General features: G+C 66.7%; 24 protein-coding genes. 10 read left to right on the plus strand and 14 right to left on the minus strand.

The genetic code is table 11. The features are described from left to right. Nucleotides 1-115 precede the first annotated feature (115 nt). From RM788_RS33920 to RM788_RS33945, 6 genes are all read right to left on the minus strand, one after another. Nucleotides 116-1435, minus strand: a complete 1320-nt coding sequence (locus tag RM788_RS33920) for a putative type IV secretion/conjugal transfer ATPase (protein ID WP_315922743.1) — start codon at nucleotides 1433-1435, stop codon at nucleotides 116-118. A 182-nt stretch (nucleotides 1436-1617) separates the two neighbouring features. Next, a complete protein-coding gene (locus tag RM788_RS33925; RefSeq protein ID WP_315922745.1) occupies nucleotides 1618-3120 on the minus strand; it encodes an SCO6880 family protein in 1503 nt (500 codons plus the stop codon). Next, nucleotides 3117-4502, minus strand: coding sequence for a hypothetical protein (locus tag RM788_RS33930; RefSeq protein ID WP_315922747.1), 1386 nt, complete (start codon nucleotides 4500-4502; stop codon nucleotides 3117-3119). The genes RM788_RS33925 and RM788_RS33930 overlap by 4 nt, the downstream gene beginning before the upstream one ends. Nucleotides 4503-4538: 36 nt before the next feature. Continuing rightward, complete coding sequence (locus RM788_RS33935) at nucleotides 4539-5366, minus strand: hypothetical protein (protein WP_315922749.1); 828 nt, start codon at nucleotides 5364-5366, stop codon at nucleotides 4539-4541. Beyond that, nucleotides 5366-5659, minus strand: a complete 294-nt coding sequence (locus tag RM788_RS33940) for a hypothetical protein (RefSeq protein ID WP_315922751.1) — start codon at nucleotides 5657-5659, stop codon at nucleotides 5366-5368. Before RM788_RS33940 ends, RM788_RS33935 begins: the two co-directional genes overlap by 1 nt. Continuing rightward, nucleotides 5656-6936 (minus strand): hypothetical protein, encoded by a 1281-nt coding sequence (locus RM788_RS33945; RefSeq protein ID WP_315922753.1) that lies wholly within the window; start codon nucleotides 6934-6936, stop codon nucleotides 5656-5658. The genes RM788_RS33940 and RM788_RS33945 overlap by 4 nt, the downstream gene beginning before the upstream one ends. Nucleotides 6937-7502: 566 nt before the next feature. On the opposite strand from RM788_RS33945, the gene RM788_RS33950 reads away from it, so the two are divergent. After that, nucleotides 7503-7982, plus strand: a complete 480-nt coding sequence (locus tag RM788_RS33950) for an XRE family transcriptional regulator (protein ID WP_315922755.1) — start codon at nucleotides 7503-7505, stop codon at nucleotides 7980-7982. A gap of 393 nt (nucleotides 7983-8375) precedes the next feature. On the opposite strand, the gene RM788_RS33955 is transcribed toward RM788_RS33950, so the two are convergent. Further along, complete coding sequence (locus RM788_RS33955; RefSeq protein ID WP_315922757.1) at nucleotides 8376-9341, minus strand: DUF6545 domain-containing protein; 966 nt, start codon at nucleotides 9339-9341, stop codon at nucleotides 8376-8378. 562 nt (nucleotides 9342-9903) lie between these two features. Beyond that, complete coding sequence (locus RM788_RS33960; RefSeq protein ID WP_315922759.1) at nucleotides 9904-11277, minus strand: glutaminyl-peptide cyclotransferase; 1374 nt, start codon at nucleotides 11275-11277, stop codon at nucleotides 9904-9906. Nucleotides 11278-11895: 618 nt separating this feature from the next. On the opposite strand from RM788_RS33960, the gene RM788_RS33965 reads away from it, so the two are divergent. The 8 genes from RM788_RS33965 (at nucleotide 11896) to RM788_RS34000 (ending at nucleotide 18340) form a co-directional block, all read left to right on the plus strand. Further along, entirely contained in the window at nucleotides 11896-12801 is a 906-nt protein-coding gene (locus RM788_RS33965) for an inositol monophosphatase family protein (protein WP_315922761.1), read from the plus strand. 41 nt (nucleotides 12802-12842) lie between these two features. Then, nucleotides 12843-13382, plus strand: a complete 540-nt coding sequence (locus RM788_RS33970; RefSeq protein WP_315922763.1) for a helix-turn-helix domain-containing protein — start codon at nucleotides 12843-12845, stop codon at nucleotides 13380-13382. Nucleotides 13383-13438: 56 nt separating this feature from the next. After that, the gene (locus RM788_RS33975) at nucleotides 13439-14062 is read left to right on the plus strand and encodes a YczE/YyaS/YitT family protein (protein ID WP_315922765.1); all 624 of its coding nucleotides are present in this window, start codon (nucleotides 13439-13441) and stop codon (nucleotides 14060-14062) included. Further along, nucleotides 14059-15132 (plus strand): hypothetical protein, encoded by a 1074-nt coding sequence (locus RM788_RS33980; protein WP_315922767.1) that lies wholly within the window; start codon nucleotides 14059-14061, stop codon nucleotides 15130-15132. Before RM788_RS33975 ends, RM788_RS33980 begins: the two co-directional genes overlap by 4 nt. A 50-nt stretch (nucleotides 15133-15182) precedes the next feature. Beyond that, nucleotides 15183-15839, plus strand: a complete 657-nt coding sequence (locus RM788_RS33985; RefSeq protein ID WP_315922769.1) for a hypothetical protein — start codon at nucleotides 15183-15185, stop codon at nucleotides 15837-15839. A gap of 33 nt (nucleotides 15840-15872) precedes the next feature. After that, nucleotides 15873-16553: a DUF3558 family protein gene (locus tag RM788_RS33990; protein ID WP_315922771.1), complete on the plus strand. Its 681-nt coding sequence runs from the start codon at nucleotides 15873-15875 to the stop codon at nucleotides 16551-16553. A gap of 26 nt (nucleotides 16554-16579) precedes the next feature. Then, nucleotides 16580-17623: a hypothetical protein gene (locus RM788_RS33995; RefSeq protein ID WP_315922773.1), complete on the plus strand. Its 1044-nt coding sequence runs from the start codon at nucleotides 16580-16582 to the stop codon at nucleotides 17621-17623. Nucleotides 17624-17890: 267 nt separating this feature from the next. Next, nucleotides 17891-18340 (plus strand): DUF6355 family natural product biosynthesis protein, encoded by a 450-nt coding sequence (locus RM788_RS34000; protein ID WP_315922775.1) that lies wholly within the window; start codon nucleotides 17891-17893, stop codon nucleotides 18338-18340. A gap of 287 nt (nucleotides 18341-18627) precedes the next feature. Here the strand turns inward: RM788_RS34000 and RM788_RS34005 are convergent, their stop codons facing one another. The 6 genes from RM788_RS34005 to RM788_RS34035 form a co-directional block, all read right to left on the minus strand. Next, nucleotides 18628-19209 carry a dihydrofolate reductase family protein gene (locus RM788_RS34005; protein WP_315922777.1) on the minus strand — a complete coding sequence of 194 codons (582 nt, stop codon included), beginning with the start codon at nucleotides 19207-19209 and terminating at the stop codon, nucleotides 18628-18630. A 64-nt stretch (nucleotides 19210-19273) separates the two neighbouring features. Further along, nucleotides 19274-20095, minus strand: a complete 822-nt coding sequence (locus tag RM788_RS34010) for a helix-turn-helix domain-containing protein (protein ID WP_315934829.1) — start codon at nucleotides 20093-20095, stop codon at nucleotides 19274-19276. 676 nt (nucleotides 20096-20771) lie between these two features. Further along, nucleotides 20772-21173, minus strand: a complete 402-nt coding sequence (locus tag RM788_RS34015; RefSeq protein WP_315922779.1) for a hypothetical protein — start codon at nucleotides 21171-21173, stop codon at nucleotides 20772-20774. A 576-nt stretch (nucleotides 21174-21749) separates the two neighbouring features. Beyond that, a protein-coding gene (locus RM788_RS34020) for an IS3 family transposase (protein ID WP_399345182.1) occupies nucleotides 21750-23206 on the minus strand; the annotation gives its coding sequence in 2 pieces (ribosomal slippage) (nucleotides 21750-22841 and nucleotides 22844-23206; 1455 coding nt in all). A gap of 30 nt (nucleotides 23207-23236) precedes the next feature. After that, nucleotides 23237-23854: a hypothetical protein gene (locus RM788_RS34030; RefSeq protein ID WP_315922781.1), complete on the minus strand. Its 618-nt coding sequence runs from the start codon at nucleotides 23852-23854 to the stop codon at nucleotides 23237-23239. A 39-nt stretch (nucleotides 23855-23893) separates the two neighbouring features. Continuing rightward, nucleotides 23894-24289, minus strand: coding sequence for a helix-turn-helix domain-containing protein (locus RM788_RS34035; protein WP_315922784.1), 396 nt, complete (start codon nucleotides 24287-24289; stop codon nucleotides 23894-23896). A 338-nt stretch (nucleotides 24290-24627) separates the two neighbouring features. Here RM788_RS34035 and RM788_RS34040 point away from each other — a divergent pair, with 338 nt between their 5' ends. Next, complete coding sequence (locus RM788_RS34040) at nucleotides 24628-24936, plus strand: hypothetical protein (protein WP_315922786.1); 309 nt, start codon at nucleotides 24628-24630, stop codon at nucleotides 24934-24936. Nucleotides 24937-24960: the final 24 nt, after the last annotated feature.

Consider the following 24960-nt stretch of genomic DNA (forward strand, 5'->3'; position numbering starts at 1 on the left):
ATCCGGGGACACGGCGCGAAACCGATTCTGGAATCCATCGCATGATTTGTCGTCAACCCCGGTTCCCTGCACGTGGGTTCTGGTGCACAGACCTGACAGCGTCGGCGTTGGTGACTCAGTGGGGAGCGGTGCGAAGTTGCGCGTTGGTGTCGAAGATTCGCCGTTCGGTGCGTGACAGAACGGTCTGGACCTTGTATCCGGGGCTGTTCTCGATCTTCCACAGTGCCCGGCCGGTGCGTTCCATCGCCCACCCGGTGGTGACGTCCTGTTCGCGTTCGGACAGCGCGAAGTCCTCGGCGAGTTCGTCGGCCACCCGTGTGCTTTGTCCGAAAAGGATTCTCGTGCTGCACAGGGCGAGCAGATCCTTGGCGATGGCGACTTCCTGAGAGCCGGCAGCGCCGACCGACAGAGGATCGGAGGGTTTGTGCATGACCAGGATCTGGATCTTGCGTTCGGCGCGGGAGAGCCGTAGGTCGGAGTCGACGGCTTGCACCGCGCGTAGCCCGAGCCGCATCTGCCGCCACACTTCGTCGCGCACGACGATGCGAATCTCGCCGTCGTCCTGTAGATCGGTGACCATGCTCGACCAGGAGCCCAAGCACGTCAGCGCGACGGCGATCGCTTGGTCGCCGCGCGAGCGCAGCCGTGACAGGTCCATCGACTGCACGGGGGCGTCCCAGTCCAGTTCGAAGTTGGTTTCCTGGTCGAACAATCCGGCGAGAGGGCCGTTGACGAGGTTGCCCAGCGCGTCGGTGATCGGGCGCAGGGTGTCGAGGAACTGGCGGCGGTCGGCGAATCGGGTCGCCGCCCAGAGCGCATCGTCGGGTTCGGCCAGTTCACGCTGCACGTCGGGGATGGTGACCGGTCGCAGTTCGGTGTAGCCGTCCTCGACCCGGACCAATCGCCGTAGCACCGCGGACAGGACGGCCTCGTCGGTCACCGTGGGCCGGTAGCCCTGTGCCTCGGCCAGCGCGATCAGCAGCTTCACCCATCGGCCCAGGACACCGGCGAGTTCTTCACGTTGCTGGGCCACCGACCAGCCGCCCCAACGGCTGCGCAGCGGCCCGAGGTCGAGCGCGTTGAGCCGGGCGGGACTGCCGCGGCCCAACGCGATCGGGGTGACGCCCAGCGCCCGCAGCAGCGGGCTGTACTCACCCTTGACGTCCCCGGAGATCAACGTCTTGACGCCGAACAGCATCATCCGCAGCAGGAACGCCACGACGGTGGAACTTTTGCCACGCCCTGGCTCGCCGAAGACGACGATGTTCGGGTTGGTCGCCAGTCCGCGCAGTACCCATTCGATGGGGTGGGCGTAGAACGCGCCACCGGAGAGCGTGTCGTAACCCATGCGCGCCCCGACCGCCGGGATGCCGTTGGACGCCAGCAGCGGAAACAGGCCACCGATCTCGCTGGTGGCGGCCTGGTAGACCGCCACTGGGGACTCGACCGGGGACCAGCCTTCCCCTGGGCGAGCGTGGCCACGTCGTGGTGCGCTGGCACGGTTGACCCGGTCTCGGTCCGCCCGCTGCGGCTGTTCCAGCGGGGGCTTCGCGGCCGGCGGTGCGCCGAAGGCGCGGAGCAGTTCGGCGGCGCTGCGCTCGCGCGAGGTCCGCCTGCTCACAGCAGTCCTCCTCGCTGGCGGGGCAACCCGATCCCGACCGGGAGGACCGCGACGACGAAGGTGGAGTCCTGCGCGAGGTCCAAGCGCAGCAACCGGAATCGACCGGAGGCGTCGTTTTCCAAGCGGGCGGCGTGATCCTCGACGTTCCAGCCGCTGGGGACGGTGACCGACGCGGCGACGGCGAACCGCACCACCGAGTGGCCGGCCGCGACCGCGCGTTCCTGCGCGCGGGCTCCGCCGGCCTCACGTTCGTCCATCGCTGTGGCGCTGAAGCCCTTGCTGTGTTTCCAATCGGTCATCACACCGGACCGGAACCTGTTGCCCCGTACGGCGCGGTGCGCGCGATGGGTGTCCATGACCTCGTAGTGGATGGCCAGGGTCCGACGTTCGCCTGCGGTGCGCACCGCAAGCAGCGGTGCCAGGGAGCCGAACACGGTACCGGCTTCGGGCATCAGCGCGGTGTAGGACACGGTGGTGAACCCGTCGTGGGTGTAGGCCCGGGGGGTCGGTGACGGTGCGGCGGTCGGTCCGGCCGCGGCCATCTCCAAACCGTGGCCGGTGCCGCGCTCGTGTGCGGCGGCCAGCACGGCGCGCGCGGAGGGGTTGAACCCGGTGCGCAAGGCTTCGGCCATCCCCGGACCGTCCAACCATTCCACGGTCCGCGACCCGAGAGCCTTGAGTGGGTCCTCCAGACCATCGAGGACCCGGTAGAGGGCCAAGGCGCGGCCGGCGACGCCACCGCCGGCGGCCACAGCGGGCTTGCGCAGCCTGTCCTCCGACCCCGACACCGTCACGAACACCTCATGGCGCACGCTGACGGTGCCGATGGTGCGGTCCAACTCGTCGGTGGCCTGTCGTGCCAATCGCGGCGCGTCGCGGACCTCGTGGTTGCCGCGCCACACCTCGTACTCGGTCCCGTCGTCGGGAACGGTGCGCACGAGCAGACTCACCCGGTCCACGATCTCGCGGTGACCCAGTGACAGCAGCAGGGTGCCCAGCCGGGCGGCCAGCCGTTCGCACTGCTCATCGGAGAGCATCCCGACTCCGGAGTGGGTCAGGCGCGCGGTGGCGCCCCAGCGGCCGTCTCCGGTGTCGTGGATCAGGCACACCCGTCCGACGTCCTTGAACTGCGGCCCGTCGGGGAACTCCACGCGTTGCAGCACACCGGGCAGGTCGGGTTCATCGGGGTCGACGGATGCCCCGGCGGCGACCTTGGACTGCCAGCGGGACCAGCCGGTGGCGATACCGACCCGAAAAAGGACCAGGTGCAGCAGCCACCGGAACGCCGGACGGCCGCGGACCGGTATCACCACGAGCGCGGCGATGGTGGCGCAGACCGGCAGCAGGATCGCTGCGTCGGCGAACCGACCGCCCGAGACGGCCAACAGCACCGGTACCATCAACGCGACGCACGCCAGTGCCTGTGTCGGGGTCAGGCCCATGATCCAACCTGCGTGCTCACGCCGGTTGAGCCCTCGATAGATCCGAGGCGACGTCATAGGATCACCGCCGCTTCCTCCGCTCCGGCCGCGGTTCCCCCGCCGCCGCTACCACCGGACTTCGGGGTGCCGCTTGTGCTGCCCCCGGCACCATTTTCCTTGTCGCCGACAGTGCTGTCGTTGTCGTAGGAGCCCGAGGGACCACGGTCGGGACTGGAGGACACGACCTGCCCCAGATTCGCCGCCGGTGGCACGGTCGAACCTCTGCCGTCACTTCCTGAATCGCCCCCGCCATCAGCGCCACCCTCGGTTGCGCTGTTGCTGCCACCGCTGGTACCGGACCCATTGCTGGTACCGGCCCCACCCGTGTCACTCCCGCCGCTTGGGCTATGGCTTCCGGATGTGCTGCTGCCTCCGGTGCCCTGCCCATCCTCATTGGACTGGTTTCCTCCGGAGTCGTCCGCGGAACCTTCGGCTTCATCGCCGACTGCGGCGTCGAATCTGCCGGTGTTGGCATCCTCGATCGCGCTACCACCACCGCCTCCTCCGCCCAGGGCGGCTTTGCCGGCCAGCATGGCGGGGTTGTTCGCGCCGTAGGAGTCGACACCGGCACCGGACAAGGCATCGCGGAACGCCGCGCCGGTATCGCTGTTCGGGTCGACGAACGCGAACAACTTGAACAGCACGAACGGGCAGAACAACGAAATGAGCAGCACGCCGATGCCGGCGAGCAACCCGGACAACCCCTCGGAGCCGCCGGAGATCGCCACGCCCAGCACCAGCGCCAACGCCAACACGGGCTTCATGGCGACGCAGGCCAGCAACCACCGACAGGTACGCCAGAACCAGCTCGCGGTGATATTGGCCAACAGACCCGCAGCAGTCACCGGGATGGTGGCTACGAGGACGGTGATCGCGGCTTCACGGAACAACATCTCGAGGATGTAGCCGACCGCAGCGGGGATTACCCCGACAAAGGCGCAGATGCCCAGCGCGACGCCTTTCACGCCGTCGACGATGCCATCGCCGAAGCTGGTCTGCTTGAGCGCATCGGAGAAGTTCTTCGACTGCAGCCCGTACTCGAGGATGCCGTTGGTCAGCCCGTCGACACCGGCCAGGAACACCGCGAGCGTGCTCACGGTCACCGCCAGGGCAATGCCGTACTGGACCGGGCCGCCGACCAGTCGCATGAAGCCGCGGCCGCCGCGCAGATTGGTCACGATCAGCTGCCAGAAGAACAAGCCCAGAGCAATGACGCCGCTGATCCACAGCATCATCGGCCACAGCACCGCGATCGGACCGGTGCGGGTGTCCACACTGAACACCGAGAACTGGTCGGCCAGCTTGAACGCGCCAAGCAGGAGCGACAGGCTCACAAGCCAAATCGCCTGCATGATGAACTCGAACCCCGAAGCCATCACGACTTGCAGCTCCAAGCCCATCGTCCCGCCGATAGCACCAAAGGGTGGCATTCCTGCTCAGCCTCCGTTCAGTTCTCGGTAGCCGGCCTTCACCGCGTCCGCGCTTCCTGGCCACGCGCACGGCGCGGGCGCGGCCACAGAGCCGGAGGCGATCAGCCACCGTGTGCCGTTCCACCGCATGGCCTGGCAGTCACCAACACCGGCGCTCACCAGTCGCCCGTTGGCGCCTGCGGAGAACTGGCCCAGCACGCACGCCACCACGTAGAGCCCGTCGGACGTCGCGCCCTTGATCTGGCCGTGCGTGACTCGGTAAGTCGCGCTCAGACCGGGGATGGGTCCGGTGGCGGGCAGTTGTGCGCGGGAGCGCAGCCCGGTCAGCAGCGTCGACAGGCCGGTCGAGGTCGGATCGGGTGCGCCCGGCTCGGCTAGTTCCTGGAAGCCGCGGGCGTAGACCTGTGGATCCGCGGCTGTCAGCACGGTCTCGTTCAAGGTCTTGAGCTGTCCCAGCGCACCCTCCGGTGTGCTGGGAAACCCATCCGGGATCCAGCGCCCAGGCGAGATCGTCGGCGTCAGCACCGTGATCGCCGGTCCTGCCGACGCGGTCGTCATGGCCTGGGGCTGCGCCGCCTGGGCGGGCAGTTGCATCATCGGCCGCGTTGCCAGCGCGTGTTCCGCCGTGGTGCCGGCTGTCTCTATCGCTGATGACGTCGCCTGCGGTGGAACACTGATGGTTGGTGCGGCGACTGCCGGCTCCGGGGCGGTGGTCTGTCGGGCGAGCATAAGGGCCACCACGCCGCCGATCAGCACGACCGCGATGACCACGATGGCGGTCAGCGATGGCCTGGCCTGCTTGCGGGATCGGGTAGGGGCCGGTGCGCTGCTCATCACGCGTCACCCGCGAAGTAGTTGATGACTTGCCAGCCGATGCCGTAAAGCAAGGCACCACTGAGGGAACAGAGCATCATGAACAGGCCGACGCGGCCAGCACGGTGGTGGTCGACCCAGCGTCCTCCGGCCCAGACCAGCAGGCCGATGAAAAAGCCTAACATCAGGGCGATTCTGGCGCCCCATTTGGCGTTGGCGACCACTTCAATGATCTTTTCGCTGCCAGGAGGTGCCACGGGGGCCGGATTTGGGATCTGGGCCAGGATTGTCACGGTGTCGAAGAGCTCGATCACGAGCGCCTCCTCGTGCTGGACCGCCTGCCGTGGGCGGCGGTGTCGGGAAGAAGACCGCAGCGGCGCAACATCGGTGTGAGCGCTTGGCGCAGTCGGGGCGGTGTGACCGCGGAGGTGATCCCCGCCGCGGCGAGGTCGGAGTCGTACGGCACGAACACCGCGTCAGGCATCAGCGTTTGCACCCGCAGCCCAGCTGCGCCGGCCACTCCGGCGGGCCAGCGCTTCGCGCCCATCACCACCAACTGCACCGGCGCTGCGGCCACCGCGTTGGAGATCCAGTGGTCGAGCCGTGCGAGCACCTGTTCGGCGTGCAGCAGCGAGGGACGGCTGGGACGCACCACCAGCATCGGGCGCGGTTGTGGGATGCCCCGCCGAAGCCACGCGCCCGCGCCGGTCATGGGATGGGCGGTGACCCGCCACGGATCGTGGCCCAGGTCGACCACGGTGATCTGCGGAACCATGCCTGGGGGCCGCCACAATCGCGGCGGTGGCACCCCACCGGGTGCGATGACCGGCAGACTGGTCTCCAGTTGCGCCAGCAGGGCCTGCGCCCGCCATGAGTAACGGATGTGTACCTGAGGGTGCGGCCGGGTCAGCCAAGGGCCTCGTACTCGTGCTGCGGCACCCAAACCCGAGCGTGGGGGGTCGGCAGGATCGATGAGGAGCACGCGCTGTTGTCCGAGTTGGAGGACATCGGCCAGCAGCGCGGCCAGCGTCGAGGCACCGGCGCCGGGCGAGCCCGCAAGGACCGGGATCACCGTCCCGAAGCTGTTCCAGTCCACCGGGTTGGTGGCGTCCGGCGGCAGGCCTTGGCGCTGGAGCGCCGCTGCGGCGTTCGCCACCGCGACCGTCATCACGTACGCGGTCTTGTCGGTCGGGATAGGCTGGCCGCTGCCGACGGGCTGATCGGTGTGAGCAACGCTCGCCGCAACGAGCATTCCCGCCTCCACGGCGGCGTCGACATCGGCGGGCGGAAGCAGCGGCCAAGGCCGCAGGGCAGCCAGCGCGAGTTCGGCCTCAAGGGCAAAAAGACCTCCGGGCTCGATCGGCCCTGCGGGTGACATCGGTGGTCCACCGCTGGATGAGATGGTGCTCGGCGGTGTCGTGACGACGGTGTCCGTCGATGGTTGCGGCCGGTCATGTGTTTCGGGGGTCGAGTCATGCCGCGCGGTGCTTCCTGGTTGCTCGGAGTGCTGAGAACTGTCGTCAAAGGACACCGATGTCGCCGCGCGCTCGGTGCCGTTGCGTCCCAAGGGTTCGTCGCTCGTGACGGTCATGTCTTTTCCTTCCTGTGTGGCGCTGGGACGAGCGGGATCGGCGTTCAAAATGGTGTGGGCACACGTGGTTGCCGATGCGAGTTGGTGCCGTGAGCATCAGGTCAACGGCACCGTGAGGTCGGCGTCGAGGGTTATCCACGGTGGCCGGTTGACGAAGCACGCCCAAGTCCACTGTCTCCAGGCGACCTGGCATCGCGGCTCGGTACGGCCGATGTTCCATCGGCTACAACGCGGGGGTCGCTCTACCTCCTAGGCGAGGCGTGCCTCAAGCCCTGAACTACGGAACACGAGATGAAGACCGGCGCTCCTCCGTCACCCTGCCTATCAGTCAGCCGGGTCACCACGAGTAGGCCACCCTGGTTGGTTTTCGAATCGCCATCAAGCTTCAATCTAGCTGGACAAACCTTCTATACGTCCACATCAGTTGACATTACCTTGTGTTGAGCTTAGGTCGAAAGTCGTGAATGTCAACTGATGTGGACGTATGAGTGCCGATCGTCTAGATTCAGTCATCGGACGGCTACCGACCGTTCGAACCTGTTCCGGCCCGATGAGGAGGCAGTGGCGTGGCGGAAGGGCTCACGCTCGCGGAGACCATCGACGGGCTCTTCAAGAAGATCCGACGACCAGGCGGTCGCGAGCACTCCATGGAATCGGTCGCAAAGTGGTGCACCGCCTGGCTTCGCCAGCGCAATCAGGCAAAGTCCTTCTCCAAGGAGTATCTACGACAACTCCGCGCGGGGATCAAGGACAACCCCACCAAGAGCCACCTCGAAGCCCTCGCAGCCTTCTTCGAGATCGACGCGGCGATCTTCCTGGACTCCGACAAGTCTCGACAGATCCAGGCGGATCTCGAGCTGGTGTTGGCGCTTCGCGAAGTAGGTGTGCAGGCGGTCGCCATGCGTTCCTTGGGTCTCACCCCGAGCAGCCGGCAACAGGTTCTGGAGTTCATCCGAGCCCTTCAGGCCGATCAGGTCAGTGGAGAAACCTCCACAGCAGACTCGAGTTGGTCGCCACCGGAACATCTTCCCGAACGGAGTCCGTGACGATGTTCGGGGGAACAGGAAGACGTTTCCGTACGATCCGCTCTGTGACGGGTTGACACATCGATCGCGAAAGGATCTGTCGCAGGCCGAATTTTTCTGACGGCGTCGTCATCCGCGCCTGACGGGCCGGGCTCACCCGGTTCGCCGTGGCCTGGGATCAGCAAGCGACGATTCCTTGTGCAGTCGGGCAAACCTGGGATGCAGATGGCCCGACGGTGACCGCGATTGTCGTCACCACAGGCCTGCCAGCCACCGGCCAATGCTGTTCCTTGGGGGCCACACGTGGCTGACGATGCGGTCGCTCGACCATGCTCGTAGTCGGTCTTCGGGGGTATCTCGATCGGCGCCTTACAGGCCCAAGCGTCCTCGACGACCGGCTGCGCTGCGCATGACTCATGGTCGCCAGCGGCATCTGCTGGTCCCAACGGAGCCTTCCCGCAGTGCAGTGCTCACCCGGATCAGCCGACGCGCCTCGGTAAGCAGATCCGGTGCTGTTGAGGAATATCGAGGCCCGACGACGTCGACTACATCCAGGTGGTGCTGCTTGCCGGCGCGGTAGGCGGCCAAGGCTGCGTGGAGTTCGGCTGCCTCCCGCAGGATGTCCGCGTCGACCGGATCCAGTTCGCGCTTGTCAGCAGCGGTGGACACCCTCTCCGGGATCCCTGGCGGGATGTGGGGCCTGAGCAGCACTTGGGCATCGCGGATTTCCATTACGCGGCGGTAGAGCCGGTACTGTGCGCGCTCGGCCCGATGCAGTGCTCCCTCGTCGATGTCGTCCAATCGCACCTGTGGGACGTCGGCGATCATTCGCCGCCACAGTGGACTCAGGAGTCGGGTGGCCTGCCGCACCTGGCGCCGAGCCCTGTAGTCGAAGAGTGTCTTTTGAGCAATGAGGTCGTCGCGCGGAGTTGGTCCGTGACGTGTGTGGGTATTGCGGGCGCTGGTGACCCGCGACAGCACCAAGGAGGCGAACAGTTCGGCTTCGCGCTCCTGGGCGGATTCGTGCACGGTGCGGCCAAGGATCCGCCGCACCAGCGCGGGCGAAAGCGTTGGAAGCAACAGTTGCAACACATCGTCACCAGCCACCCGCGGAGCCCCGTCACTACCTGAGTTTGCCGGGAAGTGGCCCAAGAGCAGGTGGCCGACCTCGTGCATCACCGTGTGCTGAAACTGCAAGAGCGGCAAGTTGTCGGCACCGTAGATGTAGTCGATCTCGGCAGTGCTGATCAACATCCCGAAGGGCCGGTCCGCCGCGAGTCGCCCGCGGATGAGCTTGATTGTCCTGCCCCGTTTCTCCGCCAAGGACGCCAGAAACCGGTCGACGTCAAACGGGCGCGGGATCACCAGAGTCCTGATCATTTCCTCACACCGTGCCGCCATACCCGACGACGCCGTATTCGAGGCAGTGCGCCGCTTCGTGATTCGGTGATACAGGGAGTTCAATGCAGTAGCCACCACACGAACACCTCCTTGAGCAGTGAAAGGGTGACTGGAGGCCAAAAGGTGCGGCAGCGTGCCGACAGTGACGTGCAACCCGAGCACCCGGTCGCCGCGGGGAACTTGCGCAGGCGTACTGCCGAGGCGTTGTGGTCGCAGGGCACGGCTGCTTGCACCATCTGCTTGTCACCCCGGTGAGGTCGGCAACTGGTCGTCGACACGTCTGCGACAGATTGCCCATGAGCGCGAGAGCCGGACATCGGGGCAGTGACGGTCGGTATCACCATCGGCGGCGCGGTCGCCCTCGGAGGTGTGTTTGCCGGGGACGTCCGGACGGAAATCGCTGCTGTGTCGGTCATCCGATCGGAATCGGATTCCGGGGTCCACGAGGTCGTGCGTTCGACAAAGGTGAGGAGTTCGGCCGTGTCGAGCGGTGACGTCATGGGCGCGTGCACGGCGGAGCAATACTTCCTGGTGTGGCCCATCATGAGCGGGGTTGCAGTCGAATGCGGTAGCGGTGGGTCCACCCTCGGCCGGTGACCCAGAATTCGCCGGAGGACTCAGGGACGGCGGCAAGGCCACCGATCACCTGCTCGGCACGAGTAGGGACCTCTTCGACGGCCAGACGTCCGAGATCGACGACCGCGGTCACCGTGCCACTGGCCGGGTCGATGCCCAGCAGCCAGTCGGTGCCCTGTGGATTGGCCCATACCCACGGGTGACCGTCGACGACGGTGCACTCCAACTCGCCGAGCCGAGCGGTCGACCACTGCCCGGTGATCACCACCTCACCGATCCGAGTGAAACTCTCGGGATCACGGAACAACAGATGGTTGTCACCGCGGCTTTGCACCAAGCGGGTCCCGTCATGACACAGGCCCCAGCCCTCCCCGTCGACCGCGACCCGACGCAGTTCGGCCAATGTGGTCGGGTCACGCAGGATCGCGATGTGGTCCTGCCAGGTCATCTGCCACAGCCCCGTGGCGGGTGCGGGTCCCATCGGGACGCGGGCGATGCCTGTGGCGAACAGAACCGAGTCCAGCCGCGAACTTTGCGGTGCCGCGGAATTCGGGTCCAGCACTCGCACAGCGCTGCTGCCACGACCACCAACGCTCTCCACCAGATGGCCATCGACGTATTCGAGGCCCTGGCTGAACGATCCGTCGTAGACGACGCGGTCAACGATGACGACGCCGAAATGCCGTGACTCGGTCACCGAGGGAGCAGAGGTGCTCTGGGAGGCCGACGTCGATGAAGTTGTCTCCACTGTTGATCCCGGAGGCGCACCCGAGTCGGCTGGTCCGGGAACACTCGAGGAACAAGCCCCCAGTGCCACCGCGATTGACAGTGGTATCGCGATCCTCGCGACCAACAGCCTTGCTCGCGAGGCCGCTGACGACGCAAGCCACAGAGTGCCGATCACCGCGGACGCTCCCTGGGAATCGGCCCGCCCCGCCTCCGAGGAAGAGAAGCGGGACGGGCGGGGCGGACTGGGGCTGTGGCCCTCCTCCGTCAGGGGGGCGACGGAGGAGGACGTCGGTGCTGCCGAACCAGCTGCCAGGTTCGGCAGCACCAGCGAGGTCACTGCACGGCCGGTGTGGGAGGGGGAACCAGCACCGTGGTGAGTGACCCGTCTGTGCCTGCTCAACGCGGATGCGTAGGCAGAAGACCCGGCTGCGGCGAAATGGTCACGAGAGCCGGAAAATGCGCAGGAGATGAGGGGTAAATCGTCGGGTAATTTTGTCGAACCAGCCTTGCAAGTCGATTGATTCCCTGTTTCACCTGCCCCCTTGAAGCTGTGGCGGTTCTGGTGCCGGGTCGAGCCGAGCGCCACGTGCTCGATGCTCGGTGGCGCCATGGTCCTCTCGGTCAGTGTTCACTTCGCAAGCTCGGCCCGAGCGTCATGATGATTCCCTGCTCAGTCATGTCATGGGTGCGAGTAAACCGTCGGAGTGGATAACCCAGACAGTTCTTACCGCACCGTGCGACCTCTCCGACCCTGGCACAATATTCACCTAGAGTCACCGGTTTCGTGACAAAAAGCTGGCAAAAAACCTGGACGGCCCGCACTCTGTCACTCTGAGTAGTCTGCGGGTTGATCGCGAGTGAGGATCTCTTGCATAGTTTCCAGGGTGTGGAAACTGCTTGTCGGATCAGGTTTCCGTGAGCCGGAAAAACCGGTTTCCATGGAGTGGAAACACTGATATTTCCAGCCGGTGGAAAGTTATGAAAAAGTGGAGCGTCTCCGTTATGGTGCTGCCGTCACGCCTCGTTCCCTGGGTTGACGTCATCAGATCATCTGTAGAAACCAGAGAAATGTCGGGCGCAGGACCTCAACACCACAGTCGCGGCAAAGCTTCGATCGTGTTGCTCGCCGGACCCGGCGCTCGCTGCGCACCCACTAATCCGAAACCTGCCGTCGTGTGGTTTGACCAGATCCGCACGCAGGCCATCCCGAGAACCGGAGAGACCTGTCATGACCCACAACATCGAGAAGCTGCGCGCCTTCGCCGAGGATCTCGTCAGCGCCGGGGCCGCACATGCGATGGGGCTTTGGGCACGCGCCGCCAGCACAGACATCCGACCCACCGGAAGCACCATGGGTTCGTCGACCGACTACGCCACCGCGACCAACCGGAAATCGGACGAAGCGATCCGCACACGAGTGGCGATCATGCGCCCCGACGACACCGTCTTCAGCGAACAGGAGAGTGACCGACAGCCCAAACCGGGGCAGGTCCAGTGGGTCGCGGATCCGATCAGCGGAACCACGAACTTCCGCTACGGCATCCCGATCGTCGCCGTGTCCGTCGCCGCTCGCGTCGACGGCGTCACTCTGGCCGGCGCGGTTGCCGAACCCGCGACCGGTCGGCTGTGGTCAGGCGGTCTGGGGGAGGGCGCCCGATTGCACGATCCCCGCGTGTCCGATGGCTGGCTGGACATCCACGCGAGTTCCACCCGCGAGATCTCCCAGGTACTGCTGGCCACCGGTTTCTCCGACAACGCACGCCAGCGCACCGCACAGGCAGCGGTACTCGGTCGGGTCATTGGACAGATCAACGACGTGAGGCGAATCGGAAGTGCCGCACTGGACTTGTGCTGGGTGGCTGCCGGTGCTGTGGACGCGTTCGTCGAGCACCACCTCAACCTTTGGGACTGGGCAGCCGGGGCGTTGATCGCCGAAGAGGCCGGTGCGGTCGTGCACCCACCTGGCACTGCGGGACCCGCAGCACGACTCGGGGATCCCGTCTTCGCCGCAGCACCCGGCATCGCCACCGACCTTGTCGACCTCTTGGCGGCTTCGGGTGCGAAATCTCTGAGGGCAGATCACGACGAACTCGTGCGGTCTCTGCCTTCGGGGCGGCCACCCCGGAACGCGTGACTGCCGTGCCACCACCACACCACAACGAGGAGGACTCCACGGTGGCCACCAACCTGGAAGCCCCGCGATTCAACCCCGCTGCGCTGACCGCTGGCCGCGTTCAGCGCGGACTCACCCAAGTCGAGCTGGCGCAGCTGCTCACCGTGCACGTCAACATGATCTACCGGCTGGAGAATGGCAAGACCCCCATCAGCGCCGCGAACCTCAGACACGTCGCCCAAGCACTCAAGATCACTCCGGCCCAACTGCAGCACCCGCTGCCGCCCGATCCCACTCTGGCCGACCTGCGTACCCAACTCGCACTCACGGTGCCGATGACTGCTCAACGTCTGGCCGTCAGGCCCACCCGGCTTCTCCTATGGGAGAAGGGACTCCTGGGCAGAGCCGACGAACGCGGCGAACTGCTCGCCGCAGTAGTCGGGGTCGGCATCGAACACATCGTGTTGTACGAGCAGACCGGCACCTTGCCCGTCTCCTTGGCCCTTCGACTCGCCAAGGTTCTGCGGGTCGAGGACACCGTCGTGCAAGCGGCGTTCCTCGCCTCCCGACGCATCCAGCAGGCTGCGGAGGAGACGTCATGAGCCGCCATCGCGCCCCTCGACCCGGACACGTCGTCCTCGCACAACGGATCGCCCGGATGCTCACGGGCACGATCATGATGGGCCTGGGCATAGCAATGCTGCTGCTCGCCCGATTCGGGCTGTTGCCGCTCGACGTCCTGCACGTCGCTGTCGCGGCCAGGACCGGATGGACCATCGGCGGCGCCATCATCGCCGTGCAGGCGCTGCTGTTGATGTGCCACGTGCCGTTGAGGATCAAACCCGGTCTCGGCACCGTCGTCGCCTCCGTGATCCCCGCGGTCACCTGCGACGTGCTGATCGACATCCTCCCGCCCGCGGAGGGCACCGCGCCGCGCCTGCTGCTGCTGGCAGCAGGCGGAACGTGCTTCGCAATCGGTACCGCCACTTACCTCGGGGCAGGGTTGGGCACCTTGCCCCGCGACGGGTTGATGCTCGCCGTACACCAGCGACGCGGCTTCTCCCCGGCGACCATCCGCATCACCGCCGACATCACCTGCCTGTTGCTCGGCGCGGTGATCATCGGCCCGGTCCCGGCCGTGCGTACGGGAGTGCTGGGCGTGGGCAGTGTGCTTCTCGCGCTCCTGCTCGGTCCTGCGATCGCCCGCCTCCGATCTGCCCGGCCGGCATCACGACCACACAGCGGTCCCCTCACCATCTCACCGAAGGAAGCGACCTCATGACCGGTCGACTACAAGCCACACTGGTGTTGGCGGCAGCCGTCCTGCTCGCCGCCGGATGCACCGGCGGCTCCAGCTCCGGCACCAGGTCGAGCACCGCGACATCGATTGCCGCGCAGCCCGCGGTCAATCCCGCCATCCCGGACGCCACCCGCGCGCGTGCCGCCTCCTACGCGGGATTTCGGGCCATCGACCCGTGCGCGCTGCATGACCCGGCCGCGGCGAAAGCGGTCAGCGGGGACCAGGTCGACGAACTCCTACCGAACCTCGACGGTCTCAACCAGTGCGTGCTGCGCCTGACCCAAGGAGATTTTGCCGGCGCCTGGACGCTGTACCTGGAGGTCGGCGCCGACTACGACGCAGGCCGCAGGCGCGATGCCGCACCCGAGACCCTCGGCGGCACGCTGACCTACCGCGAGGAATCCGAGGACGGGACCGGCTGCGATTTCGCCCGGCCGCTGGACGGTACGTCCGCGATCGTGCTGCGCGTCCGCAACTACAACCGCGGCGAGAACACGCCTAGCAAAGCCCCGTGCGATCTGGGACGGGAGTACGTCGAGGCCTCGGCTGCGGTGTGGGCCGACCCGCCGCGCCGCGACCGCGGACTCACCAGCCCGGCACTGACCCTGGCCGAACTCGATCCCTGCGACGCCGCGTCGGCATTGCTGCCGGAGTACGGCGACGGCGCGGAGTTGCACCCGACCGGGCCGTTCACGTGCGGAGTCCGCGCCGGCTACGGCAGCACGGGCAAGGACAAGTCGAAGGAGACCAAGAAGAAGGGGGAAGTCACCGTCAGCTTCACCGTCGAGGAGCAGCCGCTCAAGCTCGCCGGTCAGAAGATCAACGGCATTGACCACGCCGCGGTGGCCGTCGGCGACCGCAAGGCCGTCGCGGCCTCGAGCAAATCCGGGTGCCGCACCGCGGTGGTGTGGGACGAGAACACCTGGATGGTCGCCGACGCCAAGACCGAGAACGCCCCGAAAACCTACGAGGTGATCGTGATCCAGACCGACACCTGCGACACCGCGCAGGCCACCGCCGAGAAGGTCCTGGCCAAGGCAGGCCGGCGATGAGCAGACGACAGATCGCGGCGCGCGGCGCGCTCATGGTTACCGCGGCGACGTTGGCGGGCTGCACCAGCGTCATCGGTGGCCACGCCGTCCCCGCCACCAACGGCGTATCCGCGGTCGCGGGGAGCGCCGTCGCCGTCGCCGTCGAGCCGATGGGTGGGTGTGCTCGCAGCGCAGACCCCGCCAGTTGCGTGCAGTGGAAGGAAACCGCGTTCGACACAGGGGAGAAGCTGGTCGCCACCGCGCACGCCGACCCCGAGATCGCAGGACAGATGGTCTGCTCCGCGATCTCGGACGCGCAGTGGCAGACCTATCTCGGCAAGGACTTCTACCGTTACCTGGCAGACGGTGCCTGCACCGTGTCCTCACAGGACAACCAGCTGATGGTCCGTGCCGCGGTCCTCCCCGGAATGTCCTGGTCGGACACCGTCGAAGCGGCAGGCAAGACCGCCGTGTCCACCACCACGACCTTCACGATCCACGATCGCGCCGTGCTGCGCTCCGCCCCGGCATCCACCGTCGACGGGATCGGCCAGGACGTCGAGGACCTCACCATCGGCGCCACAGACGAGTTCCAGCCCTGGGTACTTCGCGTCCAGGTACTCCTACAGCAGCCCCGCGGCAAAGCATCCACGACCCCGGTCGACCGGGGTCGGTTGGGCTTTCGCGACGCGCTGGTCAGCGACCTCCTCACAAACCTCTTTCCGTGACAACAACCGCTTCGGAAACCCCTGGGAGACAACATGATCACCATCAAGTCCGTGCTGCGCGGCAGCCTTGTCGCGGCCAGCGCGCTGCTGGCCGTGGCGTGCTCATCCACGCAAGGAGACACCACCACCACCACGTCGACGCCGTCCTCGACGTCGACCGGATCGTCGGCATCAGCCTCGCCGAGCAGCGCCGTATCCGGCCCGGTGACGTTGGGAGACCAGAACAAGCCGGCCGACGCGTCGGCGTCCGGGGCGAGGTTCGACCCGTGCAAGGTCCCCGGCTGGAGCGCGTTCCCGGCCGCGGTGCGGCCGAAGAACGAGGCGGACAAGCCGCCGAGGCAGCGCGAGCCCAAGCCCAACGACCCGTTCACCGTGAGTTGCTTCTACGACAACAGCGAGGCCAGCAGCACCAGCGCGGCCGGCAAACACTTCGTCGCCACCGTCTTCTGGGCCCCACCCGGTGCGATGCCGGTGGACCCGAGCAACCCCAAGAACGCGGGCGGCCAAGCCACGACGATCGGCGGCAGGCCCGGCTTGCTGCGGCCCAGCACCAACTCCGCCAGCAAGGAACCCAGTTGCGGAGTGTTGATCGAATTGACCGACCGCAGCACCGCCGGCGTGCTGCTGGTCAACAGCCAGAGCCCCAACCCCGACCAGGACACCTGCACGATCGCGCAGGACGTAATGGCCGCCGTGGTCACAGCGACGTCATGACCGACTCGGACCCCAGGATCCACGTCGTGACCGGTGAGCTCGAGGTGCTGTCCTCGCACCCACCGGATGCCGAGCCATCGCGCGCGCCGCAGGCCACCCGACCTGGTCGTCTGATCCACCTGCCGGCCGCACCGTGGCCCGCGGCCTTCCTGCGGAGGCGCACGCGGTGGCATGGTTGGTCGCGCAGTCTCCGTGCCGCCACGTTGCTGGTGGTGGCGGTGCTCGGAGTGCTGGTCCTGCGTCATGCCGGGGCCGACTCCGAGCCGGAGCACACGGCGACGCCGACACCGGTGGAGAACCAGACGATTCCCACGGTGAGCGGCGAGCCCGCAGTGCCGACCGAGATTCCGGCGGAAGTGCCGGCCACGGAAGACTCCACCGGGGTCGCTCCTGCCCTGCTCACAGCGGAGCAGGTGGCCGCTCTACCGCTGGCGGGGTTGAGGGATCCGATCTCCGGTGCCCCGGTCGATCCGGCGCCGAATGCCGGTCCGGGCGGCGACGCGCTCCACCCGGTCCAGACCACGACGGTCTACTCCGATCCGGGAGGTCCGGGGTTGGTCCGACTGCCGGTCACGGTCCTGGGAGCCGATACATGGGTGCCGGTCATCGACCGACGACCGGGCTGGGCGATGGTGCTGCTCGCCAGCGCGGTCCCTGACGACGAGCCCAGTCCGGCCGGCTGGGTCCACCTCACCGCGACCGTCCAACTCCGACACCTCGACCAGTACATCCGGATCGACGGCCGCAGCGGCACCGTGTCGATCGTCGCCGCGCTCGACGACGACAATCCCGGTCCAGCCGACGAGGACCCCGGTCCTGGCGGGCGCAGGACATTCATGGCGCTGTCCGTCGCCAAGCGACCGACGGGCTGGCCCGCCGCGGTGTGGTGGCCGCTGCTCGTGCGAGCCGAGCGGCTGTGTCCGGCGCTGTCCGGAGGCATCGTGATCCCCGGCCTGCAAGGAGACTCGCTGCGAGGCCGTCTCGACGCGACGGGGTGCCTGGCCGTCCCTCCCGCGCTGAGGCCGATCCTGCACGACCTGCCCGCCGGCACGGTGGTCCTTGTGCGCTGACGCCACGGCCCAGAGAAATCGCGCACGCGGGAACCGAGTAACACGATATTCGCCCAGTCGACGCCGAAAATGGACGCGTCGATCACTTTCGCGCGCCCATGAAAGTTCGCAATACGTGTCGCCCACTAAATTGTGCCCGAAAGGTTGACCTATTTGACTTCGCGGGTTGAGCTGATGAAAGCCGCCCACGCTCCGGCCCTAATTGAGGCCGTGGATGAACAAGTGGTGCGGCGGTGATGGAAAGTCGTGAATGAAGGGAATCGTTCCGTGAATCGATCGTTCATCGTCCGCGTCCTCGGCATACTGGCCGTTGCGCTCGGACTCACGTTGACCGCGACGACCACCAGCGTCTCGGCTCAAGTGGTCGACAGCGTCACACCAGCAGCATCAGCGCAGACCGCTGATCAGGCACACTCCATCACGCCCGGATCGACGAGCGTGGCGGCCGACCAGCTGGGACGCCCGGCGCGGAACGCGGTGGGTCAGTCGGGCGGCGTCAGCACCCAGCAGGCGGAACGGTGCGGCTACTGGCTCCAGTACGACTCGTACTACACCCACTGCGGCTCCGGCTCGATCGTCATCCACGTCGACACCTCATGGTGGGGCACGGACCGGGACATCACCGTGTGGCCCGGCCGAACGAATCTCTCCCAGCACTGGGAGCTGAAGAACGACGGCGGGTGGATCTACGGCGCCTACTGCATCCAGCGCTGCTAGCAGGGAAGGCAGCGCATTACCGATCGATCTGCACCGCGTGGTTCGGCGACCCCTTATGCGGGCCGCCGAACCACGCGGTGCTTCGGCCTGTTCACAGTAAATAGCCAAGGGGATAGTGGCGAGAATTGTGACGCTCCGAATTTGGCGTTGACCCCGTTTCGAACTCCTGTCTGGCCACGACTTCACAGCGACCGAGAAGCGGCCTTCGCCCTGCGCAAGCGCAGCCGGAAGCCCGATCTTGTGTCAGCGTTCGCAGTGGACTTCTTCGCGCACCCGCCTCGCAGCGGTCAGCGGCGCACCCGGTAGCTCAGGTGGAGCACCCGGTTGCCCTGGATCGCCACGTCGGGATCCTCCAGCAGGTGCCGCGCGTGGACCGATCCGAAGTAGCGCTTGCCGGACCCGAACACGACGGGTACCACGTCCATGCGCACCTCGTCGACCAAGCCCGCGGCGAGCACCTGGCCGCCGACGTCGCCTGCCGAGACCTCGACCACGCAGTCACCCGCCAGCTCCTGCGCCTTGGCCACGGCTGCCTCGACGCCGTCGACGAAGTGGAACGGCGCGTCGGGGTCCCAGCCCTCGGGCGCCGGGCGGCGCGTCACCACGACCACGTGGTCGATTCCGCCGGGAGGCTTCCCGTCCCAGCCGTCCGTCAGGTCGAAGACGTGGCGGCCGACGATCGTCACCCCGATCCGGTCCCAGTACGGCCGGGTGTGGTCGTAGGACACCTGCGACACCTTCAGCTCGCCGCTCTCGTCCAACGGGACGTCACCGCCGGTCAACCAGTCGAACAGCGGTCCGGGCTGGTCGTCCTCGTCCGCGACGAAGCCGTCCACCGACACCGAGCCGTACAAGACCACCTTGCCCATGGGGCTCTCCTCTGCTTCGGGATGGCCAAATTAGCGTGTCGTGAGCCGGCGCTCTTGTAAGAAATCACTCGGACGGCAACGGCCAACCGTCGATCACGTGGCCGGGGCGTTCGCGCCGGAACCGATGCCGGACTTCGAGGTACCGGGTCGGCGTGAGCCCGGTGAACGCCCGGAACTCGTGACCGAAGTGGGCCTGGTCGAAGTAGCCCGCGTCGGCGGCGAGGTCGCCCCAGTCGGCCGGTCCGGCGGGGTCGATCGCGAACACCGCGGCAGTGAAGCGGTAGGTGCGGGCCAGCCGTTTCGGCGTGATGCCGACGAGTTCCTTGAACCGCTGGGCCAGGTGAGTGCCGCTGACGCCGGCCGCCACGCTCAAGTTGCCGATCGCCACCGCCCCGCCGGTCGCCGAGATGACGCTGCTCGTGTGGCGGACCAGCCCCAGACCGGAGGTCTCGCACAGCCGTCGCATCAGCTCTTCCTCGAGCAGCGTCAGCATCTCGTGTGGTCCGGGCGCGGTGGCCAGCCGGTCTCGCAACTCGGCTACCGCGGCCCGGCCCCACACCTGCTCCACCGTCACCGGCCGGTCGCGCAGTTCGGCCGCGGGCATCGGCAGGAACGGCGCCAGCCCCCACGGCTTGACGTGCACGCCGACAGACCGGGTCCACGGTGGATAGCCGAACTCCACCACGCGGGTGGACGTGGTGATCACGCAGCCGTCGGCGTACTCGGCCGCCTCGACGTCGGAGCCGGCACGGATGCGGAACGGCGCCCCGAGGTTGACGATGAGCAACGCCGACGGGCTCGGCGGCAGAGACAGCCGGGCGTACGGCGGCGCACCCTCCAGGTAGTACAGGTCGTCGATCAGCCCGCCCAGCGGCGGTCGCGGCACTCTGGACACGTACTCCACGCCCACAGCATCACCGACGCCCACCGGCATCGCCCGCGAAGATGCGGCACCGACACCGCATCACAGCCTCGTGAGATCGACAACGAGATCTCTACTCTCCGGAACGCTCGGCCCGTGCGTGCCGGTCTTCTCGCCGCCACAGGACGCCTGGTCAAGGAGCGATCAACCGCTGGATGGGATTCCTGATCTACGCGGCGGTAACGGTCGTCGGCGAATGCGCACTCCAGTTGATCATCAGTACAGCCCTGGGTCGATGCTTCCCCTTGCCACAGAAGAAAGTTCTGCTCAAGAGCTGCCGGGGTCCTGAGCCGGACGCGTGTGGCCCAAGTGCTGTGCCGTCCGGCTCCATCACGGCCGACTGGCATCAACCGGGGTGACGACCACATGATGACCCCGACGGACAACCGTCTCTGCGGGGATGGCGACCGTACAGGACCGGAACCGATTACCGCCCAGATTGGGCAGCTGCTGCGTGGGGACCGACTATGACAAGCCGCTGCCGATCATCGAGGGCATCGTGATCCGGTTGCGGGCCGAGCATCTGTCCAGCGGTGGGGCGAATACGCCGGGCCGGCCGCGGTGTTCCGGCGTCGATGCCACATCCGCAGACATCGACCGCAGACGGCGGAGGTTCCCGCACCGCTTCGAAGGCAGTCCGTCAGGTGCCGGAGGTGTGTTGGGTGGTCGCGTCGGTCGCGCTGGTGATGCCACCGCCGACGTGGGGCGGTGTGCCGCTGCCGGTGAAGCGCTCGCCACAGGTCGAGAGGGTCGACACCAGGTGGGTCACCGCCATCGCCGACAGCGCGACGCACACCGCCGGTGTGCCGGTGCACGCGGCGAGGGTGAGCCACAGCCCGCCGAGCAGGAGATCCTTGACCAGCGAAGTGATCGCCGTGAACCGAGACGTCGGCAATCGGTTCTTGGCTGCGGTGACCACCAGATGGGTCAGGGCCATCGTCGCGAGCGCGATGGACGCCGCAGGCTTGGACGAGGTGGTCGCGAGGACGACCCACAGTCCGGCGAGTTGAACGTCCTTGGCCAGCTTCACCGCGGCGATCAACCGGTTCCTGTGGCGTCGCCCAAAGGTGATCACTCGGCCCTCTTGGGGCGGCGTGTCCGTCGTGACGGCCTCGGCGTCGTCCGATGTGCTCTCGGGTGCCGTACGAGCTTGAGGCCGGCGTAGTCGCCGAATCTGTTGCCGGTACCGGCTTGTCGAAGTGAGGGAACCGACAGCTCGTGTCGCAGCAAGTCCTCGGGTCGGTTGGCGCCGAGTCGAGCGCAACATCTCGCGACGTCGACCGGGCCGACTCCACGTCCGTGCGGCGACCGCGGAGCGATTGTCGCTTGCGACCTCGCCCAAGGGCGCGGTGGTGTCAGCGGGGGACAGGTCGCCGACGTCGGTGGTCGGGGCGCTGTGTTCGCGTCGGGGATCCATGGTCGTGCTCCTGTCTCGGCGCGGCGGTAGTCGTCGTGCGCCTCGCGCAGGTCGAGGAGACCCGGTACGTGCCGACCTGTGGTCCCTCCTCTGGCGCGAGGCATCTACTACATGACGGGAATGGGTGTCCCTGCGCGTGCCTGCGATGCCGACCACACCATCCACTGCCGTAGCGGAACCTGTCAATGGCGTTGAGACAGCTCAGGATGCTTGTTCTGGGTCGTGTTCTGCCTTCTCGTCTTCCTGAGGTGGTTCGTTGATCCAGGCCGCTGCGGGCAGCCGGGGCGGGGTCGGTACGCGGTGGAACCGGTCCGGGTTGGCGGTGTAGGCCGCGTGCAGGACTCGGGCGCGTTCGGCGCAGACGGTGGCGGCGGTGCCGTCATGGACCGACGCCGGGGTGTGCAGGCCGATCCCGCTGTGGCGGTGTTCGTGGTTGTAGTACTGGAAAAACCGGTGGCTGAACGCGCGGGCGTCGGCGATCGACCCGAACCGGCCGGGGAACGCCGGGCAGTACTTCAACGTCTTGAACTGGGCCTCGCTGTAGGGGTTGTCGTCGGATACGTGCGGCCTCGAATGCGAGCGGGTGACACCCAGGTCTGCCAGCAGCATGGCGACGTTCTTCGACGTCATGGAGGTGCCGCGGTCGGCGTGCACCACGCCGGGGATCGTCCCGCCGTTGGCGGCGATGGCGTCGGTGATGAACCTCGCGGCCAGCTCCGCGGTCTCGGTCGACGCGACCATCGCGTGCACGACCTTGCGGGAGTAGATGTCGAGCATGACGAACAGGTCGTAGTACACGCCCCGATCGGGTCCCTTGAGTTTGGTGATGTCCCAACTCCAGACCATGTCGGGTGCGGTGGCCACCAACTCCGGCTTGACCTTCGCGGGATGGGTGGCCTGCGCCCGCCGCTCACGGACCTCGCCGGCCTGGCGCAACAACCGGTACATCGTGGAGATCGAGCACAGATAGCGGCCCTCATCAAGCAGGGTGGCCCACACCTGCGCCGGGGCCTTGTCCACGAACCTGGGTGACCGCAACACGTCCAGCACCTGCGCGCGTTCTGCCGCGGACAGGCTCGCCGGGTGCGGCGCCGGTGGACGGTGCGGTCCGGCCACCGGTGGTGTCGGGTTGCGACGGCGGTACAACGTCGCCCTGGACTTCCCGACCAACGCGCACCCCGGTTTGGTGCCCAGCAACGGTTCCAGCTCGTCGAAGGCGTTACCGATCAGCTTGTCGACCTGCGGTCGGTGTCCGTGCCCTCGGAGATCGTTTCCAAGAGCCCTTGCAGTTTTCCCATGATCTCCACCACCGCCTGCGACTTCGCCAGCTCGCGGGCGAGACGCTCGTTGTCGGCACGGAGCCTGTCGTTCTCCTTCTCCGCCGCGGACCTGCCTTTCGGGCCCGAGGGTTTCGCGGCCAGGGCGTCCAGGCCGCCCGCATCGCGACTTCGGGTCCAATCGATCAGATGCGAGTGATACAGCCCTTCCCGCCGCAACAACGCGCCCTTCGCGCCGGGCTCGGTCAGACTCTCGTATTCCTCCACGATCGCCAGTTTGTAGGCGGCGGTGAACGTCCGGCGTTTCGGCTGACCCGCACGAGGTCCCTGTTTTTTCTTGCCCATCGGATCATCATCGGCCCGTAGATCGGCGGTACTCAACGTCACAGTCCCAGGATTCCCGTCTTCGCCCTACATGTTCCACAGAAGTCTTGGTTGGCTCTGTGTCTCACGCCAGTCTGACAGAGAGGGTAGGGCCTCGGGGCTGGGCTCGCGGTGCTCGACGATGACCTGGTCGAGGACTTCCTGTGTCCGAGCCCAGGGACGGCCGCTCACCAGCAGCGTGGAGGTGAGGTGTGCCTCAAGACGGGGTGAGCCGTCCTCGCCGACCTTCGCTGTGAAGACCGGGGGATCGGTCTGGCGCTTCGCCCCGACTTTCCGCAGCGCGAAGCCGAGCGGGATCTTGTCGGCCAGGTCCGCCCGGACTGACCTCGGCAGCCTGCTCCAGACGACCAGCGCGTTGGCAGTGGCCAGGCGCATCTCGGTCCCGCGGAGGTCCGCCCAGAGCGAGCCGCGTCGGTAGACGATCTTCTCGCCCTGCTTCGGCCTCAGGTAGGCCGCATCCTGTTCCGCGATCGGCCAGGGGTGGTCGTCGTGCAGCCTGTGTGTGATCCCGTAGGACTGGTTGTCCTGGATATTCAGCCAGACCGCTACGGACTCGCTCAGGCTGTCCATGGCGTTGATGAGTGTCACCAGCCCTTCCATGCGTCGCAACAGGTCGGGATGGGTCAGGCCCAGAGTTCCGTGCATGGGCTCCTCCTAGGTGGCTGTGATCGCGAACTGGCAGGGCTAACAGTCGTCGTCCGCGCTGGTCGTGTCGTTCGTGTCGTGATGGACCGCGTGCGAGGCAATGGCGAGCAGCACGGCGCCGACGCCGTACTGCCCGTGATCGTCTTTGCGGAGCACGTCGTGCTTGACGAGCTGCTTCGCCAACCGGTGAGTCGTGCTGAGCGGAAGCTCGGACTGCTCGGCCAGCTGCGAGAGGTTGAACAGACACGGGCCGTCTGTGAATACGGTCAGCATCCGCAGTACGCGGTCCACCACGGACTCGCGTGCTGCGGGCCGGTCGTCGTCAGGTTGATCCACGATCGCGAGGACCCGGCCGACGCTCTCGCGTTCGACCGATGTCTGATCGGGTGCCGGGTACACGAGGCGCAGCGCACCTCTGACCTGCTGAACGTCCATGATTCCCCCTTGTCGATGACCATCCCGGTTCGATGGTCACGGCCCTTCCCGCCGTCATTGATAGAACTGCAAGACCCCAGGAATATCGCTCCTTGCGACCTGAGTGATGTTGGATCGAACGGTAACGTAGTCATGCTTAATTTGCACCATCCGATGTCATGAAAAACACTGCGCCTGCAAAAGAATCTAAAATAATGTCGGAACAGTGCCTGGTCGGCCACCGTCGGCAATCTGTGTATCGCTGTTCCGGTGTTGCGCGTACGCATTTCTATGTAGTGGATGTCGGAGCGGAATCTGTGACTCACCGTGCTTGAGCACTCCCCCATCGGTGGCTACAGGTGTACAGCCTCGACACGTTGAGTGATCAAGCTGCGACGCGGAAAAACAAGGCGGGCAGCTTTGCGTACGACACTGCGATTCGCTCTGTTCCACTTCACTCGATGCCGGCGGGCATGACTACGCGTCGCCCGCTCGCGTTTCGTGATCGCGTGATCCTTCGAATCCACGTCGACCTTCTTTTGATGCTTTGGCCGGACTCCAAGCCACTGTGGCTTCTCGGGGCCGACTCGGCCGCTGGAGGCATCCTGCGAATTCGATCGTCGGTGCTGCGGGATCGTGCGGTGTCGCTACTGCTCGCGGTCGTATGATCACCTGAGGTGAGCATACGACGG

This window comes from Umezawaea sp. Da 62-37 (genome assembly GCF_032460545.1).
Taxonomy (GTDB): Bacteria; Actinomycetota; Actinomycetes; order Mycobacteriales; family Pseudonocardiaceae; genus Umezawaea.